Raw genomic sequence first — 16,666 nt, forward strand, 5'->3', positions numbered from 1 at the left:
CGTCAATCAATGCCGAGCGCGCGATCACCCTTCTCGAGGATCAGCGGAATGATCAGGTCTTCCTCGTCGGCAAGATGCCGGGTCAACATGGCGATCAGCCGGCCGTTCTCGTCGGCATAGGCATCGGCGGCGAAACGCTGTTTGTCTTCGCTCTCCTGAAGCGTGCGGATGAAGGCATTTGCCGCCTCGGCATTGCGCTCCAGTCCCTCATGGATTGTGTGGTGATCGGCATCGAGAATCTCGAAGCCGCGCTTCAGACGGGTCTCGGCCCTGGCGAAGACCGGGAAATAATGATGGTCCTCGACATTGTGATGGCCGTCGAGATTGCCGAGGAAATGGTTGAGGCGCGGCGCGAACCAGCGCGCGAATTCCGGCGCGTTCAGCCTACTTTCTCGATAATCGCCGATACCATTGGTGAGCATGCCGCCAAGCTCGCGGAACATGTCGTGCCGCTGCAGCCACATATTGGCTATGCCGTGGATATTGGCATGCGCCTGCCAGTCCTCGCGCGGATATTTTTCGACCAGCCAGCGCAGATCGTCCGGCAGGGCCTCACGTTCAAGCAACAAAAATCCGGTGGTATCGGCCATGTCGGGCCCCTCAGTTGACCGGCATGTAGTGTCTGAAACGTCAGATCGGTACCCCGAGGATCCGCTCGATGACGGCGACGCCCCATACGCCGGCAGCGATCACCACCGAAATCAGCACCGCCAGCGAACCGCAATCCTTGGCCAGTTGGATATCGACGTTGAATTCGCGGCTGAACGCGTCGCATGCCGCCTCGATGCCGGTGTTCAGCACCTCGATCATGATCATGAGCAGCACCGCGCCGATCAGCAACGCATAGCCGCGCCACGATTCCGAAAGGAACCAGCCGAGCGGCAAGGCAAGCACGAGCAGCGTCAGCTCCAGCTGGAAGGCCTCCTCGCCGGCGGCCAGTTTGCGAAACGCCCGCACCGAATTGTAAAAAGCGTCGATCAGTCGCTGCATGCCAAAACCCTTCGGAATCACCGGCAGGGGATAGCGCAATGGCTGGACCAAGGGAATAAGGCGGCCTCTGCAAAGAATCAGCCGTCTGCCACCTTGATCGACGGCGTCGACTTCTCGAACTGCGGCAGCCCGTCATCGATGGCGTAATAATCGCCCTTGTCGCCGACGAAGATATGACATTCGCCTTGGAGCCTGGTTGGCGCGTCGAACAGCCCTGCCATCACCGAAACATAGCCGTCATCGCTCGGCTTCCAGAACAATAGAGAGCCGCATGTCTTGCAGAAGCCGCGCCTGGCGAACGAAGAGGCCTCGTACCAGGTGATGCTCTCCGCGCCGGTGATTGTAATGTCGCGGTCGGCAACGTTGGTCGCCGCATAAAAATGCCCGCTCTGCTTCCGGCACTGCGAGCAATGGCAGTAGATGACACCGCGTAGCGGTCCTCGTGTCTTGAACCGCACTGCCCCGCACAAGCATGATCCGGTGTGACTGTCAGCCATGTCGGCCTCCCGATGCAATTGCCATCGCCTGGCAGGATTCCAGTTTTGCGCGCGTTAGGCACGAGCAAATGCGACACCGGCGGGATTGAATACAAAAAGCGCCGGTTTTCGCCCGGCGCTTCTTCAATGACATCAAAGTTCAGATCATATCAGCCGTTAACGGCCTGCTTGTGCTGGACCGGATGGCTCTTCTTGAGCAGATCGGAGACCAGGAACGCCAACTCGATCGCCTGGTCAGCGTTGAGGCGCGGATCGCAATGGGTGTGGTAGCGGTCCTGCAGCTCTTCGGCGGTGATGGCGCGGGCGCCACCGGTGCATTCCGTGACGTTCTTGCCGGTCATCTCGACATGGATGCCGCCCGGATGCGTGCCTTCGGCGCGGTGCACCTCGAAGAAGGTCTGCACCTCCTTCAGGATGCGGTCGAATGGCCGTGTCTTGTAGCCGGCGGCCTCGATCGTATTGCCGTGCATCGGGTCGGACGACCACACCACGCTGCGGCCTTCCTTCTGCACCGCGCGCAGCAGTTTGGGCAGATGGTCGGCAACCTTGTCGGAGCCGAAGCGGGCGATCAGCGTCAGCCGGCCGGGCTCGTTCTCCGGATTGAGCAGGTCGATGAGCTGCAACAGGCCATCCGGCGTCAGCGACGGACCGCATTTCAGCCCGAGCGGGTTCTTGATGCCGCGGCAATATTCGACATGCGCATGGTCGGGTTGGCGCGTGCGATCACCGATCCAGATCATGTGGCCAGAGGTGGCGTACCAGTCGCCGGAGGTCGAATCGACGCGGGTCAGCGCCTCCTCGTAGCCGAGCAGCAACGCTTCGTGGCTGGTGTAGAAATCCGTCTCGCGCAGCGCGTAATTGGTCTCCGAGGTGATGCCGACGGCCTTCATGAAGTCCATCGTCTCGGTGATGCGGTTGGCGAGCGATTCGTATTTCTCGCCCTGCGGGCTGTCGGACACGAAGCCGAGCATCCATTGATGCACGTTCTCCAGGCTGGCGTAGCCGCCCTGGGCGAAGGCACGCAAAAGGTTGAGCGTCGCCGCCGATTGGCGGTACGCCATCTCCTGTCTTGCAGGATCGGGAATGCGCGACTTGGCGTCGAACTCGATGCCATTGATGATGTCGCCGCGATAGCTCGGCAGCGTTACACCGCCCTTGGTCTCATTGTCGGACGAGCGCGGCTTGGCGAACTGGCCGGCGACACGGCCGACCTTCACCACCGGCTGGGCGCCGGCGAAGGTCAGCACCACCGACATCTGCAGGAAGACGCGGAAGAAGTCGCGGATATTGTCGGCGCCATGCTCGGCGAAGCTCTCGGCGCAATCGCCGCCCTGCAGAAGGAATGCGTCACCGGCAGCGACGGCTGCAAGCTGCTTCTTCAGCTTGCGTGCCTCACCTGCAAAAACCAACGGCGGAAACGTGGCAAGCTGGGCTTCCGTGTTCCTCAGCGCGGCAAGATCCGGATAGGCAGGAACCTGCTGGATCGGCTTGGCTCTCCACGAATTCGGCGACCATTTCGTCATCGAAGCACCTAACGCTCTTTCACACGGACGCCATCGCCCGCCAATCCGCCCCATATGGGGTCGCGGCTCCATACACGAAGCCGATTTCCTATTCTAGACCGGAAGTGGTCGCGTGGCGAATGAGCACGGCACTGCGAAAGTGCCGATGCGGCTGTGCCCAGAGCACCAGCCACGCGCTGCTACGCCGCCTTCTCCACCAGCCGCGCCAGCTGCGTCATGACAACCGCTGAGCCAGCCAGCCGCTTCTCGGGCGTCGCCCAGTCACGGCTGAAGACGACGCTCTGGTCGGGTCGGATCTTGGCCAGCGAGCCCTGTTCGCCGATGAGCTTGACCAGCCCGACCGGATTGGGGAATTCCCGCTTGCGGAAATGGACGACGACACCTTTCGGCCCGGCGTCGAGCTTCTCCACGTTGGCCTTGCGGCAAAGCGCCTTGATGAAGACGATCTTCAACAGATGCTTTACCTCTTCCGGCAACGGTCCGAACCGGTCGATCAGCTCGGCGCCGAAAGCATCGATCTCTTCCGTATTTTCGAGATCGCCAAGACGGCGATAGAGCGCCAGCCTGAGCTGCAGATCCGGGACGTAGCTTTCCGGGATCATCACCGCCGTGCCGACGGCGATCTGCGGCGACCAGCCGCCGTCCTGCACCTCGCCGGAATCCTTCACTTCGGCCACCGCCTCCTCCAGCATCTGCTGGTAGAGCTCGAAGCCGACCTCCTTGATGTGGCCCGACTGCTCTTCGCCAAGCAGATTGCCGGCGCCGCGGATGTCGAGGTCGTGGCTGGCCAGCTGGAAACCGGCGCCTAGCGTATCGAGCGATTGCAGCACTTTCAGCCGACGCTCGGCTGTATCGGTTAGCTTGCGGTTGGCGGGCAGAGTGAACAGCGCATAGGCGCGCACCTTCGAACGGCCGACGCGGCCACGCAACTGATAGAGCTGAGACAGGCCGAACATGTCGGCGCGGTGTACGATCAGCGTATTGGCGGTCGGTATATCGAGGCCGGATTCGACGATGGTGGTCGACAAAAGCACATCGTACTGGCCGTCATAAAAGGCATTCATGATATCGTCGAGCTCGCCGGGCGGCATCTGGCCGTGGGCCACCGCCACTTTCAGCTCAGGCACGGATTCGCGCAGGAAATCATGGATTTCCGTGAGATCGCTGATACGCGGTACGACGTAGAAGGAATGGCCGCCACGGTAGCGCTCGCGCAGCAGCGTCTCGCGGATGACCAGCGGATCGAAAGGGGAGATGAAGGTACGCACGGCCATGCGATCGACCGGCGGCGTGGCGATCAGCGACAGCTCACGCACCCCGGTCAAGGCAAGCTGAAGCGTTCGCGGGATCGGCGTCGCCGACAGCGTCAGAACGTGGACGTCGGTCTTGAGATCCTTCAGCCGCTCCTTGTGCTTGACGCCGAAATGCTGCTCCTCGTCGATGATCAGCAGGCCGAGATTCTTGAACGAGATCGAGGAGCCGAGCAGTGCGTGCGTGCCGATGACAATGTCGACTTGGCCTTCGGCGACGCCCTTCTTGGTCTCGGCCAGTTCCTTGGCGCCGACCAGCCGCGAGGCCTGGGCGACGCGGATCGGCAGGCCGGAGAAGCGCTGCGAGAAGGTCTTGAAATGCTGGCGCGACAACAATGTCGTCGGCACCACCACCGCGACCTGAAAGCCTTCCATCGCCGCGATGAAGGCGGCACGAAGCGCGACTTCGGTCTTGCCGAAGCCGACATCGCCGCAGATCAGCCGATCCATCGGCTTTCCAGCGCCCAGATCACCCATGACCGAATCGATTGCCGTTTGCTGGTCGTCGGTTTCTTCATAGGGGAAACGCGCCGCAAACTCGCCATAGAGGCCTTCCGCCGGCACCAGCGCCGGTGCGGCCCGCATTTGTCGCTCGGCGGCGATGCGGATCAGCTGCCCGGCCATGTCGAGCAGACGTTTCTTCAGCCGTGCCTTGCGCGATTGCCAGGCGCCGCCGCCAAGCTTGTCGAGCGTCGCCTCGGCCGAATCCGAGCCATAGCGCGACAGCAGCTCGATGTTTTCCACCGGCAAGAACAGCCGATCGTCGCCGGCATAGTGGATTTCAAGGCAATCGTGCGGCGCACCGACCGCCTCGATGGTGCGCAGCCCGATGAAGCGGCCAATGCCATGGTCGGCATGCACGACGATATCGCCTGAAGACAATGCCGAAGCCTCGGCGATGAAGTCGGACGCGCGCTTCTTGCGCTTCGAGCGCCGGATCAGCCGGTCGCCGAGAATGTCCTGCTCGGCGACGACGACCAGTTTCTCGGTCTCGAAGCCGGATTCGAGCGGCAGCACGGCCAGGGCCGCCTGCCCTGGCTCAAGCCTTTCGGCTTCGGCAAGCGTCGCCACCGGCTCCAGATTGCCAAGGTGATGCTCGACCAGGATCTGGCCGAGCCGGTCGAGCGAACCTTCAGTCCAGCCGGCGACGACGACACGGCGGCGTGCAGCGCGCTCGTCGGAAATGTGTTTGACGACGACGTCGAAGACGTTGGCGTTAGGGTCGGCGCGTTCCTCGACGAAGCTGCGGCCATGGCGCGAGCCGGCATGGAACACCTTTTTCGCACCGGCATCGGGCGCGTCGAAGGAGGTGAAGTCGATCGCTTCGCGCGGACCAAGCGAGGCAATCAGGTTCTCGGGCGACAGATAAAGCTGATCCGGCGACACCGGCTTGTAGGGCACGGCATCCTTCAAGGCGCCGTCGGCCTGTTTTTTTCGCGCCTCGTAATGATCGAGGATCAGAGTGTGGCGCTCGGCCAGTGCCTCATGCGCCAGATGATCAAACACCACGGGCGCATCCGGCAGGTAATCGAACACGGTTTCCAGCCGCTCATAGAAGAACGGCAGCCAGTGCTCCATGCCGGCAAACCGCCTGCCCTCGCTGACCGCCGCATAGAGCCCATCGTCGCGCGAGGGAGCGCCAAAGGCTTCGATGTAGGCGCGGCGGAAGCGGCTGATGGTTTCCGGCGTCAGCGCCACCTCGCTCATCGCCTGCAGCGCCATCGACTTGCGTTGGCCGATGGTGCGCTGGGTTGCGGTGTCGAAGACGCGGATCGATTCCAGCGTATCGCCGAAGAAATCGAGGCGCAGTGCCTCCGTCCAGCCGGGCGCGAAGAGATCGAGAATGCCGCCGCGCACGGCAAATTCGCCGATGCCGCGCACCGTCGGCACCCGCTCGAAGCCGGAAGTCTCCAGCCGTGACACCAGCGCGTTCATGTCGATCTGGTTGCCGGGCTTGGCGTGAAAGGTCTGCGCCTCGACGAGTTCCGCCGGCGGAATGCGTTGAAGCAAGGCGTTCGCGGTGGTGAGAATGACGGCGCGGTGCGGCTTCTTCGCCAGCGCGATCATCGCTGCCAGCGCATCGAGCCGCCTTGCGGCGGCGTCGGCGCCGGGCGAGACGCGGTCGTAAGGCAGGCAGTCCCAGGCCGGCAGTTCCAGCACCGGCAGGCCCGGCGCGGCAAAGGCAAGCGCCTCGACGATCGCCGGCAGACGCTGGCCGTCGCGCGCCACGAACAGCACCGGCTTGTCAGGGGCGATCTCGTGCGCAGCCTGCACCAGCGCAAAGGCTTCGTAGCCGTCGGCGACGCCATCGACGATGAACTGGCCGGCGCGGCCTTTCGGCAGACCGATCGTAGGGATAAGGCTCATGGCTACACGTTGTTCAGAAGGTCATTTCCCGGCGCGAAGCCAGGATTTTTTGCAGGACGGTACAGTCGATATCCGCCGGAACCGGGCGTTCGCCAGTGACGAGAGGCAGGAATTCGGTGTCGGGAATGTCGAGGAGCCTCTCATATTGGTCGATTTCGTCGCCGGTCAAGGCGCCGATCTCGGCATCGGCGAAGCTGCCGAGTATAAGGTCCATCTCGCGCATGCCGCGGTGCCACGAACGAAACAGAAGCTTGCGGCGGCGGGCATCGAGCCCCTCGCTTGATCGTTTCGTTCCGGTCATCTTGCAACATCCTTGCCCAGGCGGCGCATATAGCGTGGATAGAAGGCGGTGTCAGCCTTGCGCTACAGTCGCCGCAACATAAGCTGACATCATGCGTCCCTCCCTCCTCGATCCGCTGTTTGTCCCGATCACCTCGCTTGCCGGGGTCGGGCCAAAAGTTGGCGCCCTGATCGAAAAAGTCGTAGCAGCCGACCTCGGCGACCGGGCCGCGCGCGCCGGGGATCTCTTGTTCGTGCTGCCGCATACTGTCATCGACCGCCGCAACCGGCCTGGCATCGCCGGCTCGGAGGAAGGCGCCATCGTTACGCTCGACGTCCGCATCGACCGCCACCAGCCGCCGCCACGCGGCAACAGGTCGGTCCCGTACCGGGTCTACGCCCATGACGACACCGGCGAGATCGCGCTGACCTTCTTCCATGCCCATGCCGCCTATCTCGAAAAAGCAATGCCCGTAGGCGAGCATGTCGTCGTCTCCGGCCGCATGGAATGGTTCAACGGCCGCCCGACCATGGTTCACCCCGACCATATCGCACTTGCCGGCGACGCGGAAAACCTGCCGCTGGTCGAGCCGGTCTATCCGCTGACCGCCGGGCTCTCGGGCAAGGTGCTGCGTCGGGCCATCGGCCAGGCGCTGGCCCGCCTGCCGGTGCTGCCCGAATGGCAGGACGGTGAGTTCCGGCGCCGCCACGCCTTTCCTGCTTTTAGCGATGCGCTCAACCGCATCCACAATCCTGCCGACCCGATCGACGTCTCTGTCGACGGCGCAGCGTGGCGGCGCCTTGCCTATGACGAGTTCTTGGCCGGCCAGGTATCGCTGGCGCTGGTGCGGGCCAAGGTCCGCCGATTATCTGGCCGGCCACTGGTCGGCGACGGCCGCATAGTCGAACAACTGCGCGTGGCACTCCCCTATTCGCTGACCATGTCGCAGGAAATGGCGCTTGCCGAAATCAACGCCGATCTCGGTGACCCCGAACGCATGCTACGCCTTTTGCAGGGCGATGTCGGCTCCGGCAAGACGGTGGTCGCGCTGCTTGCCATGGCGCGTGCCGTCGAGGCCGGCGGCCAGGCGGCATTGATGGCGCCGACCGAAATCCTGGCGCGCCAGCATCTGGCAACAATTGCGCCGTTGGCGGAACGGGCCGGCCTGCGTGTCGCCGTCCTCACAAGTCGCGAAAAGGGCCGCGAGCGTGCCGACACGCTGACCGGGCTGGCCAATGGTGACATCGACATCGTCGTTGGCACCCATGCGCTGTTCCAGGAAACGGTGACGTTCCGTGACCTCGTGTTCGCCGTCGTCGACGAGCAGCACCGTTTCGGCGTCCATCAGCGCCTTGCTATTACCGCCAAGGGCGATGCGCCCGACATGCTGGTGATGACAGCAACGCCGATACCGCGGACGCTGGTGCTGACTGCATTCGGCGACATGGATGTGTCGAAGCTGACGGAAAAGCCGGCCGGCCGCCAGCCGATCCGCACCGTCACCTTGCCGCTTGGACGGCTCGACGAACTGATCGGACGCATGCTCGACGCCGTCGCCGATGGCCAGAAAATCTACTGGATCTGTCCGCTGGTCGAGGAATCCGAGGAGATCAAGCTGATGTCGGCCGAGGACCGTTTTGCCTCGCTGAAGCCGCTGTTCGGCCACCGCATCGGCCTGGTGCACGGCCGCATGAAAGGCACCGACAAAGACGATGCGATGCGCGCCTTCAAGCAGGGCGACACCCGTATCCTGATCGCCACCACCGTCATCGAGGTCGGCGTCGATGTGCCTGATGCGACGATCATGGTCATCGAGCATGCCGAGCGTTTTGGCCTCGCCCAGTTGCACCAATTGCGTGGCCGGGTCGGGCGTGGCGACAAGCCTTCATCCTGTGTGCTGCTCTACAAGGACCCGCTCGGCGAGACGGCAAAACGCCGTTTGTCGGTGATGCGCGAGACCGAGGACGGCTTCCGTATCGCCGAAGAGGATCTGAAGCTGCGCGGCGAAGGCGAGTTGCTCGGCACCCGCCAGTCCGGCATGCCGGGCTTCCAGGTGGCGCGCATCGAGGCGCATGCCGACCTGCTCGAGGCCGCTCGCGACGATGCGCGGCTGATCCTGTCGCGCGATCCGGAATTGCAGTCCGAACGCGGCACGGCGCTGCGCCTGTTGCTCTATCTGTTCGGCCGCGACGAGGCCGTGCGGCTCCTGCGTGCCGGCTGAGGCATCGTGTCGAGCGGCGGATTGGCAAGCGCGCCGTGGATCTGCTCGCCATTCACCGTCACCATTTTGACCGCCGGCGCCACCAAGCCGGCCGACACGATCAGCTTGGCTCCGTCCTCGATTGTCATGTCGAGCAGCACAATGTCGGATTTCGGCACATACATCAGAAAGCCCGTCGTCGGGTTGGGCGTACATGGCATGAATACGGCAATCAGCGGATCGCCTTCCCGGTCGAGCTTCTGGTTGATCTCGGTTTCCTTCTCGCTGGCGACGAAGACCAGCGACCAGACCCCTTTGCGCGGATATTCGACCAACCCGACCTGGCGGAACATGTCGCCCTTGTTCGACAGCACGGTCTCGAAAATCTGCTTCAGCGAACGGTAGATGCCGCGCACCAGCGGCATGCGGCCAAGCAGGCGCTCGCCGAAGCTGACGATGGCGCGGCCAACGATATTGGCGGTCATAAAGCCGATGAAGGTGATGAGGATCAGGGCAACGATCAGCCCAAAACCCGGCACTGGAAACGGCAGGTACGTGTCCGGATTGTAGTGTACCGGAATGTAGGGTTTCACCCAGGAATCGACCCAGCCGATCAGCGACCAGGCAATGTAGGCGGTAATCGCCAGCGGCGCGCAAACGACGAAGCCGGTCAGGAAATAGTTTCTCAGCCGGGTCATGCCTGAGGTCTTGAGAGCATCCGACATGGTTCACCGCAGCGTGTGTTTGCAGCGCGACACTACTGAACCCCAAGGCGCTTTGGAATGGCGAAGTTTTTAAACGAGACCTATTCCACCGTTACCGATTTCGCCAGATTGCGCGGCTGGTCGACATCCGTGCCCATGAACACGGCGGTGAAATAGGCGAGCATCTGGATCGGCAGTGCGTAGATGATCGGCGAGATGATTTCCGGCACATCCGGCAAAACGATCGTCTCCATCGTCTTCACCGTGGCGTGCGCGGCGCCCTTGCTGTCGGTGATCAGGATGATCTTGCCGCCGCGCGCCGCCACCTCCTGCATGTTCGACACGGTCTTTTCGAAGATGCGGTCATGCGGGGCGATGACGATGACGGGCATGTTCTCGTCGATCAGCGCGATCGGGCCGTGTTTCAACTCGCCGGCAGCATAGCCTTCGGCATGGATGTAAGAGATCTCCTTGAGCTTCAGCGCACCTTCCATGGCCAGCGGAAAATTGGTGTCACGGCCGAGATAAAGCACATTCTTGTAGTGCGAGAGGTCGCGCGCGATCTTTTCGATCTGCCCGTCGAGCTTTAGCACCTGGTTGGCATAACGCGGCGCTTCCGACAGCTCGCGTATCAGCGTTTTCTCGTGCTCCTGCGAAATCGTTCCGCGCGCCACGCCGGCCCGCACCGCCAGCGAGGCCAGCACGGAAAGCTGGCAGGTGAACGCCTTGGTCGAGGCGACGCCGATCTCCGGGCCGGCCAATGTCGGCAGGATGACGTCGGATTCGCGCGCCATGGTCGATTCGCGCACATTGACGACCGCGCCGATCTTCATGCCGGCCTTGCGGCAGTAGCGCAGCGACGCCAGCGTGTCGGCGGTCTCACCCGATTGCGAGATGAAGAAAGCGGCATCGTTCTTCGACAGCGGCATCTCGCGATAGCGGAACTCCGAAGCGACATCGATGTCGACCGGCAGCCGCGCATAGCGCTCGAACCAGTATTTGCTGATCAGCCCGGCGAGATAGGCGGTGCCGCAGGCTGAGATCGCCAGCCGGTCGATCTTGGCGAAATCGAACGGCAGGTCGAGCGGCTTCGAGACGCCGCTGATGAAATCAACATAATGCGCCAGCGTGTGCGAGATCACTTCCGGCTGCTCATGGATTTCCTTTTCCATGAAATGGCGGCGGTTGCCTTTGTCGACCATGAAGCTCGTGCTGAGCGACTGTTGGCGTTTGCGGTCGACCTTGTTGCCGCCCATGTCGAAGATATCGACCTCGTTGCGGCGCACCACCGCCCAGTCGCCGTCTTCCAGATAGGTGATCGAATTGGTGAAAGGGGCAAGCGCAATGGCGTCGGAGCCAAGGAACATCTGGCCGTCGCCATGACCGACCGCGAGCGGCGGGCCATTGCGCGCGCCGACGATCAGATCCTCGTCGCCCTTGAACATGATGGCGAGCGCAAAGGCGCCTTCCAGCCGCTTCAGCGCCTTGTGCGCCGCCTCAACCGGCTTCAGCCCCCTGGCCAGTTCGCGCGCCACCAGATGAGCGACGACTTCGGTATCGGTCTGCGAGGCGAAGCTGTAGCCGTCGCGCATCAGCTCGTCGCGCAATTCGGCGAAATTTTCGATGATGCCGTTATGGACGATGGCGACGCCGTCGGAAAAATGCGGATGCGCATTGCTCTCGTTCGGAACGCCATGCGTGGCCCAGCGCGTGTGGCCGATGCCGATCATGCCGTCGAGCGGTTCGTCCTTCAGCAGGCGCTCGAGATTGACCAGCTTGCCCTCGGCGCGGCGGCGGTCAAGCCTGCCGTGCTCGATCGTGGCGACGCCGGCCGAGTCATAGCCGCGATATTCGAGCCTTTTCAGCGCATCGACGATAAGCGGCGCGACCGGCGAGTCACCGACAATTCCAACGATACCGCACATGGCGCTTGCCCCCGATTCCGACCTCAAACCCGGCGCTATTTAGAGACTGCCGGGCTGTCGCGAAAAATCACATTCCATTTCGTCCGGTATCAGCCGGACTATCCTGCACAGATGCACCATGACAGGGCGCACTTGCAATCCGGTTACTGCAATTGCTCAGTTTCTCCGCTTATGTATCCTATCTCGGCTCAACGGCTCCAGAAATCAGTCAAAGACATGATGCGGCTATAAACGAACGAATTGACACGGTGACGCTTTGGCGTCCGGTTGGTCCCCGCGAACTGGAGTTGATCCAGAGGGCAGGGATGCGCGCCTTTCCTCCTCGACTTGCCGATCAGCCGATCTTCTATCCGGTTACCAGCGAGGCCTATGCCACCCAGATCGCCCGAGACTGGAACGTGCCCGCGAGCGGATCAGGTTTCGTGACGCGTTTCGAGGTGCGTCGCAGCTTTCTGGATCGTTACAGCGTCCAGCATGCCGGCAGCCGGGCGCATCTGGAATACTGGATCCCGGCCGAAGACCTGTCGGCCTTCAACGATGCAATTGTTGGCGAAATCCAGCTTGTCGCCGAGTTCCGCTAGTCTACCCTTTTTTGCGGGCCGCCGCGGCCTGAGAAAAACGCTCTCGCAACTCCTTGCCCTTGCCGGGTAGAGTCCGCTGGCGGGCGCGGCCGAAAGCCAGCGCATCGTCGGGTACGCTTTCGGTAATGACGCTGCCCGAGGCGATGTAGCCGCCCTTGCCGATGGACACCGGCGCCACCAGCGAGGAGTTCGAGCCTATGAAGGCGCCCTCGCCGATATCGGTGAAGAATTTCGAATAGCCGTCATAATTGCAGGTGATGGTGCCGGCGCCGATATTGGCGCCGGCACCGATGCGGGCATCGCCGATATAGGTCAGATGGTTGACCTTCGCGCCCTCCTCGACGATCGCCTGCTTGACCTCGCAGAAATTGCCGACCTTGGCCTTGGTTCTCAGATCGGCCCCGGGCCGCAGCCGCGCGAACGGCCCGACATCGCAATTCGACGCGATGGTGGCGCCTTCGATATGGCTGAAGGCATGGATCTTGGCCCCCGTCGCGATTTTCACGCCCGGCCCGAACCAGACATTGGGTTCGACGACCGTATCGGCGCCGATCTCGGTGTCGTGCGAGAAGAACACAGTTTCGGGCGCGATCAGCGTAACGCCAGAAAGCATCGCCTCGCGCCGCCGGCGCTGCTGCCAGATACCTTCCGCCTGGGCAAGCTCGGCACGGTTGTTGATGCCGAGCGCGTTCTCGAAACTGGCTTCGGTGGCGACGACATCAAGTCCCTGGGCAGCGGCGATCTCGACGATGTCGGTGAGATAATACTCGCCCTTGGCGTTCTTGCTGCCGACTTGATCGAGCAGCTTCAGCGCGTGCCTGCCGGCGACCGCCATCAGCCCGCCATTGCAGAAGGTGATCTTTTTCTCCTCGTCCGAGCAGTCCTTCTCCTCGCGGATGGCCACGAGCTTGCCGGCCTTTTCGATAAGCCGGCCGTAGCCCGAAGGATTTTCCGTACGGAAGCCGACCACGACGACGGCCGCACCTTCCGCCAGCTTCAGCCTCGCCGCCGCGAGCGCTTCCGGATCGATCAACGGCGTGTCGCCAAACATCACCAAGATATCGTCATAACCTTTTGATATTGCTGCACGTGCGGCAAGCACGGCGTGCGCGGTGCCGAGACGTTTTTCCTGAACGAAAGCCTCGGCCTTCGGCGCAAACTTGAGTGCAGCCTTGCGCATCTCATCGGCGCCATGGCCGATCACCAGCGCCAATTCGCCGCTGCCGGCGGCTTCGGCCGCCTTGACGACATGGGCAACCATCGGCAGGCCCGCGATTGTGTGCAGCACTTTCGGCACTGCACTCTTCATGCGCGTGCCTTCACCGGCGGCGAGGATGATGGACAGGCAGGATCTCTGGCTCATGGGGACAGCAACCGTTGAAAGGGGTCTGGAATCGAAGCGTTAGTAGCACCGGCGCCATGCTGCACCAATGCGGTTAAATTCCGGTGAGACGGTGGAACCTCCAACCCGCGACACGCTCAAGCCGATCGGCTCAGGCGGCTTCCGCCTCGTTGCGTGATGCGAAGCTGGGGGCTCGGCCACGGCCGTATTGCCGTGGCGAACAGTTCATGACCCGCTTGAAGGCTGTGCTGAAGGCGCTTTCGGATTCGTAGCCGAGCGAAAGCGCTATGACGGCGACGGGATCGCTGGAATTCGTCAGCCGGTCGCCAGCCAGCAGCATTCGCCAGCGCGTCAAATAGTCCATCGGCGACGCGCCAACCGTCTCCTTGAATCTGAGCGCAAAGGTCGATCGCGACATGCCGGCCCGTTCCGCCAGTTCCTGTAGCGTCCAGCCATGCGCCGGATCGTCATGCATGGCGCTGATCGCCGCGCCGATCTGTTTGTCCGCGAGGGCAAAGAGCCAGCCGATGCCACCTTTCAATCCTTCCGAAAGATGCAGCCGCAGCGCCTGAACCAGCATCATGTGGGCGAGGTGCTGGATCATCAGAAAGCCGCCCGGCTGCGGCTCGCGCAGCTCCTGCATCATCCGCTCCACAGACCAGCGCAGCGCCGACTGGTCCGACTCTTTGCGGATATGCACAATGGCTGGCAGCATCCGCAACAGCATGCCGGCATGATTGCCGCCAAGCGCGAAGCGGCTGCTGACCAGAAAGAAATCACCACCGCCATTGTGGGTCACGACCCCGCCGGCTCGCGCAGGCGGAAAAATCTTGACGGCTTCAACAGGCGTCAAGCTCATGTCGCTTGCAAGGCGGAAAGGCCGTCCACTCGGCAGCAAGAAGCTGTCTCCCGTCTCAAGGCGCACTGCGTCAGCAACACCCTCCACAGACAGCCAGCACCGGCCGGAGACCACCGCTCCGGTCTTGATGCTTTGCTGCTGGTCGGGGAACTGGATCGACCATTCACCACCAGCATCGAAACCGGCCGACATATAGTTTCGCGGCTTCAGCAGCGAGAGCACATCTGAAAGGGGATCCACAGGTCATTCCGGACGATTGCGAAGATAATACGGACTTTACCGCATAGATCGTATTTTCTCAAGCGCCTATCACGACACAACTGAGCCGCGAAAATGGTCGTGGCCAGAAACGAACAAGGAGAAGTCGTGGTGCGTGTTTTCGTTACCGGAGCGACCGGATTCGTCGGTTCTGCCGTCGTTCAAGAACTCATCGGCGCCGGCCATCAGGTGCTCGGCCTCGCCCGCTCGGCGGCGTCGGCCAAGTCGCTTGCAGCCACCGGAGCCGAGGTGCATCGAGGTGACCTCGAAGCCCTCGAAAGCCTCAGCAGGGGCGCAGCGGCAGCTGATGGAGTGATCCATACCGGCTTCAACCACGACTTCTCGAAATTCGCGCAAAATTGCGAGATGGACCGGCGCGCCATCGAGGCCTTGGGCGGTGCACTCGAAGGCTCCGAGCGGCCCCTGCTCGTCACCTCCGGGACCGCGCTCCAGGCGCGGGGCCGTATCGCGACCGAGGAAGATGCGCCTGTCCCATCTTCCGCTTCGTATCCCCGCGCCTCCGAAGCGACAGCCGCCGCGCTGGCGGCACGCGGCGTGCGCGCGTCGGTTGTGCGCCTTCCTCCGTCGGTCCATGGCCAAGGCGACCACGCTTTTGTTCCTATTCTCATCGACCTCGCTCGCAAGAAGGGCGTGTCGGCCTATATCGGCGAAGGGCTCAATCGCTGGCCTGCCGTGCATCGGTTCGATGCCGCCCGCGTTTACCGGCTTGCGCTCGAGCATGGAGCCGATGGCGGGCGATATCACGCGATCGCCGAAGAAGGCGTGCCGTTCAAGGACATCGCCGGCGTGATCGGCCGGCGCCTGAACGTGCCGGTCGTCGCCAAGTCCGCGGAAGAAGCCGCCGATCATTTTGGCTGGTTCGCTATGTTCGCGGCGATGGATGTCCCGACCTCGAGCGAACGGACCCAGGCGCTGCTGGGGTGGCAGCCGAGCGGACCCGGGCTGATCGCTGATATCGACCAGCCGGGCTATTTCGAAGGCTGAACAGACCCATGTCGGGCGGCAAACCTATCCCAATTGCCCCAGCACCGGAAAATTCTCGAGCAACCAATAGGACACCGCCTGCACGCCGCCGGTCAGGAAAAACACGCCGGCGACCACCAGCAACGCGCCGATGGCCTTTTCGACGCGGCCGAGATGGACGCGGAATTTCCCGAGAAAGCGCATGAAGGCGCCTGAAAACAGCGCCGCAACGAGGAAGGGAATACCGAGGCCGAGCGAATAGGCGGCGAGCAGCAGCGCGCCCTCGCCCACCGTCTCGCGGCCGCCGGCAAGCGTCAGGATCGGCCCCAGCACCGGGCCGATACAGGGCGTCCAGCCAAAGGCGAAGGCCAGGCCCATGACGTAAGCGGCGATCAGGCTGGCCGGCTTGCCTTGTGACTGGAAGCGCGCCTCGCGTGAAAGCAAAGGGATGCGCAGTACGCCGAGGAAATTCAGCCCCATCAGGATGATCAGCACGCCTGCCGCCATTGCCAGCGGCTCCTGCCAGACTCGCAGCAAATGGCCGATGGTCGAGGCGCCGGCGCCGAGCGCGACGAAGACGGTCGAGAAGCCGAGCACGAAGGCGATTGAGGAATTAATCAGCGCGCCTCGCGCGCCGGCCTTTGCCGTAATGCCGGCCTCGCCGCGGAAATCGTCGACCGACACGCCGGCCATATAGCACAGGTAAGGCGGCACCAGCGGCAGCACGCAGGGGGACAGGAAGGAAATTGCTCCCGCCCCGATCGCACTGACATAGCCGACGTCCAATGCCATTTCCGTCTCCCGATGACTGCGCAGCCATATAGCCGCGACAACAGCCGTCCGCCA

General features: G+C 62.8%; 14 protein-coding genes. 3 read left to right on the plus strand and 11 right to left on the minus strand.

Annotation, left to right across the window (positions count from 1 at the left end):
* Window positions 1–2: 2 nt before the first annotated feature.
* From NKI08_RS00895 to NKI08_RS00920, 6 genes are all read right to left on the minus strand, one after another.
* Window positions 3–590: a hemerythrin domain-containing protein gene (locus tag NKI08_RS00895; RefSeq protein ID WP_352613801.1), complete on the minus strand. Its 588-nt coding sequence runs from the start codon at window positions 588–590 to the stop codon at window positions 3–5.
* A 40-nt stretch (window positions 591–630) separates the two neighbouring features.
* Window positions 631–990 carry a diacylglycerol kinase gene (locus tag NKI08_RS00900; protein WP_352471749.1) on the minus strand — a complete coding sequence of 120 codons (360 nt, stop codon included), beginning with the start codon at window positions 988–990 and terminating at the stop codon, window positions 631–633.
* A 77-nt stretch (window positions 991–1,067) separates the two neighbouring features.
* On the minus strand, window positions 1,068–1,487 hold the full coding sequence (locus tag NKI08_RS00905) for a GFA family protein (RefSeq protein ID WP_352471751.1): 420 nt from the start codon (window positions 1,485–1,487) through the stop codon (window positions 1,068–1,070).
* A 149-nt stretch (window positions 1,488–1,636) separates the two neighbouring features.
* Entirely contained in the window at window positions 1,637–3,010 is a 1,374-nt protein-coding gene (locus tag NKI08_RS00910; protein WP_352613802.1) for a class II 3-deoxy-7-phosphoheptulonate synthase, read from the minus strand.
* Window positions 3,011–3,189: 179 nt separating this feature from the next.
* Window positions 3,190–6,687: a transcription-repair coupling factor gene (mfd, locus tag NKI08_RS00915; RefSeq protein ID WP_352502470.1), complete on the minus strand. Its 3,498-nt coding sequence runs from the start codon at window positions 6,685–6,687 to the stop codon at window positions 3,190–3,192.
* Between the two features lie 13 nt (window positions 6,688–6,700).
* Entirely contained in the window at window positions 6,701–6,988 is a 288-nt protein-coding gene (locus tag NKI08_RS00920; protein WP_352471754.1) for an FAD assembly factor SdhE, read from the minus strand.
* Window positions 6,989–7,079: 91 nt separating this feature from the next.
* Here NKI08_RS00920 and recG point away from each other — a divergent pair, with 91 nt between their 5' ends.
* Window positions 7,080–9,188 (plus strand): ATP-dependent DNA helicase RecG, encoded by a 2,109-nt coding sequence (gene recG, locus NKI08_RS00925; RefSeq protein WP_352766703.1) that lies wholly within the window; start codon window positions 7,080–7,082, stop codon window positions 9,186–9,188.
* Here the strand turns inward: recG and NKI08_RS00930 are convergent.
* Together NKI08_RS00930 and glmS are read right to left on the minus strand one after the other, a co-directional pair.
* Window positions 9,140–9,892, minus strand: coding sequence for a DUF502 domain-containing protein (locus NKI08_RS00930; RefSeq protein WP_352766705.1), 753 nt, complete (start codon window positions 9,890–9,892; stop codon window positions 9,140–9,142). The genes recG and NKI08_RS00930 overlap by 49 nt on opposite strands.
* A gap of 80 nt (window positions 9,893–9,972) precedes the next feature.
* Window positions 9,973–11,796: a glutamine--fructose-6-phosphate transaminase (isomerizing) gene (gene glmS / locus NKI08_RS00935; RefSeq protein ID WP_352502467.1), complete on the minus strand. Its 1,824-nt coding sequence runs from the start codon at window positions 11,794–11,796 to the stop codon at window positions 9,973–9,975.
* 287 nt (window positions 11,797–12,083) lie between these two features.
* On the opposite strand from glmS, the gene NKI08_RS00940 reads away from it, so the two are divergent.
* Window positions 12,084–12,377: a hypothetical protein gene (locus tag NKI08_RS00940; RefSeq protein ID WP_352471802.1), complete on the plus strand. Its 294-nt coding sequence runs from the start codon at window positions 12,084–12,086 to the stop codon at window positions 12,375–12,377.
* Between the two features lies 1 nt (window position 12,378).
* Here the strand turns inward: NKI08_RS00940 and glmU are convergent, their stop codons facing one another.
* Together glmU and NKI08_RS00950 are read right to left on the minus strand one after the other, a co-directional pair.
* The gene (gene glmU, locus NKI08_RS00945; RefSeq protein ID WP_352502465.1) at window positions 12,379–13,740 is read right to left on the minus strand and encodes a bifunctional UDP-N-acetylglucosamine diphosphorylase/glucosamine-1-phosphate N-acetyltransferase GlmU; all 1,362 of its coding nucleotides are present in this window, start codon (window positions 13,738–13,740) and stop codon (window positions 12,379–12,381) included.
* 130 nt (window positions 13,741–13,870) lie between these two features.
* On the minus strand, window positions 13,871–14,818 hold the full coding sequence (locus tag NKI08_RS00950) for an AraC family transcriptional regulator (RefSeq protein WP_352766707.1): 948 nt from the start codon (window positions 14,816–14,818) through the stop codon (window positions 13,871–13,873).
* Between the two features lie 129 nt (window positions 14,819–14,947).
* Here NKI08_RS00950 and NKI08_RS00955 point away from each other — a divergent pair, with 129 nt between their 5' ends.
* Window positions 14,948–15,841 carry an SDR family oxidoreductase gene (locus tag NKI08_RS00955; RefSeq protein WP_352766709.1) on the plus strand — a complete coding sequence of 298 codons (894 nt, stop codon included), beginning with the start codon at window positions 14,948–14,950 and terminating at the stop codon, window positions 15,839–15,841.
* A 24-nt stretch (window positions 15,842–15,865) separates the two neighbouring features.
* On the opposite strand, the gene NKI08_RS00960 is transcribed toward NKI08_RS00955, so the two are convergent.
* The gene (locus NKI08_RS00960; protein ID WP_352471765.1) at window positions 15,866–16,612 is read right to left on the minus strand and encodes a cytochrome c biogenesis CcdA family protein; all 747 of its coding nucleotides are present in this window, start codon (window positions 16,610–16,612) and stop codon (window positions 15,866–15,868) included.
* Between the last annotated feature and the right edge of the window lie 54 nt (window positions 16,613–16,666).

It is taken from the genome of Mesorhizobium sp. M0768, from assembly GCF_040320195.1.
Lineage (GTDB): Bacteria > Pseudomonadota > Alphaproteobacteria > Rhizobiales > Rhizobiaceae > Mesorhizobium.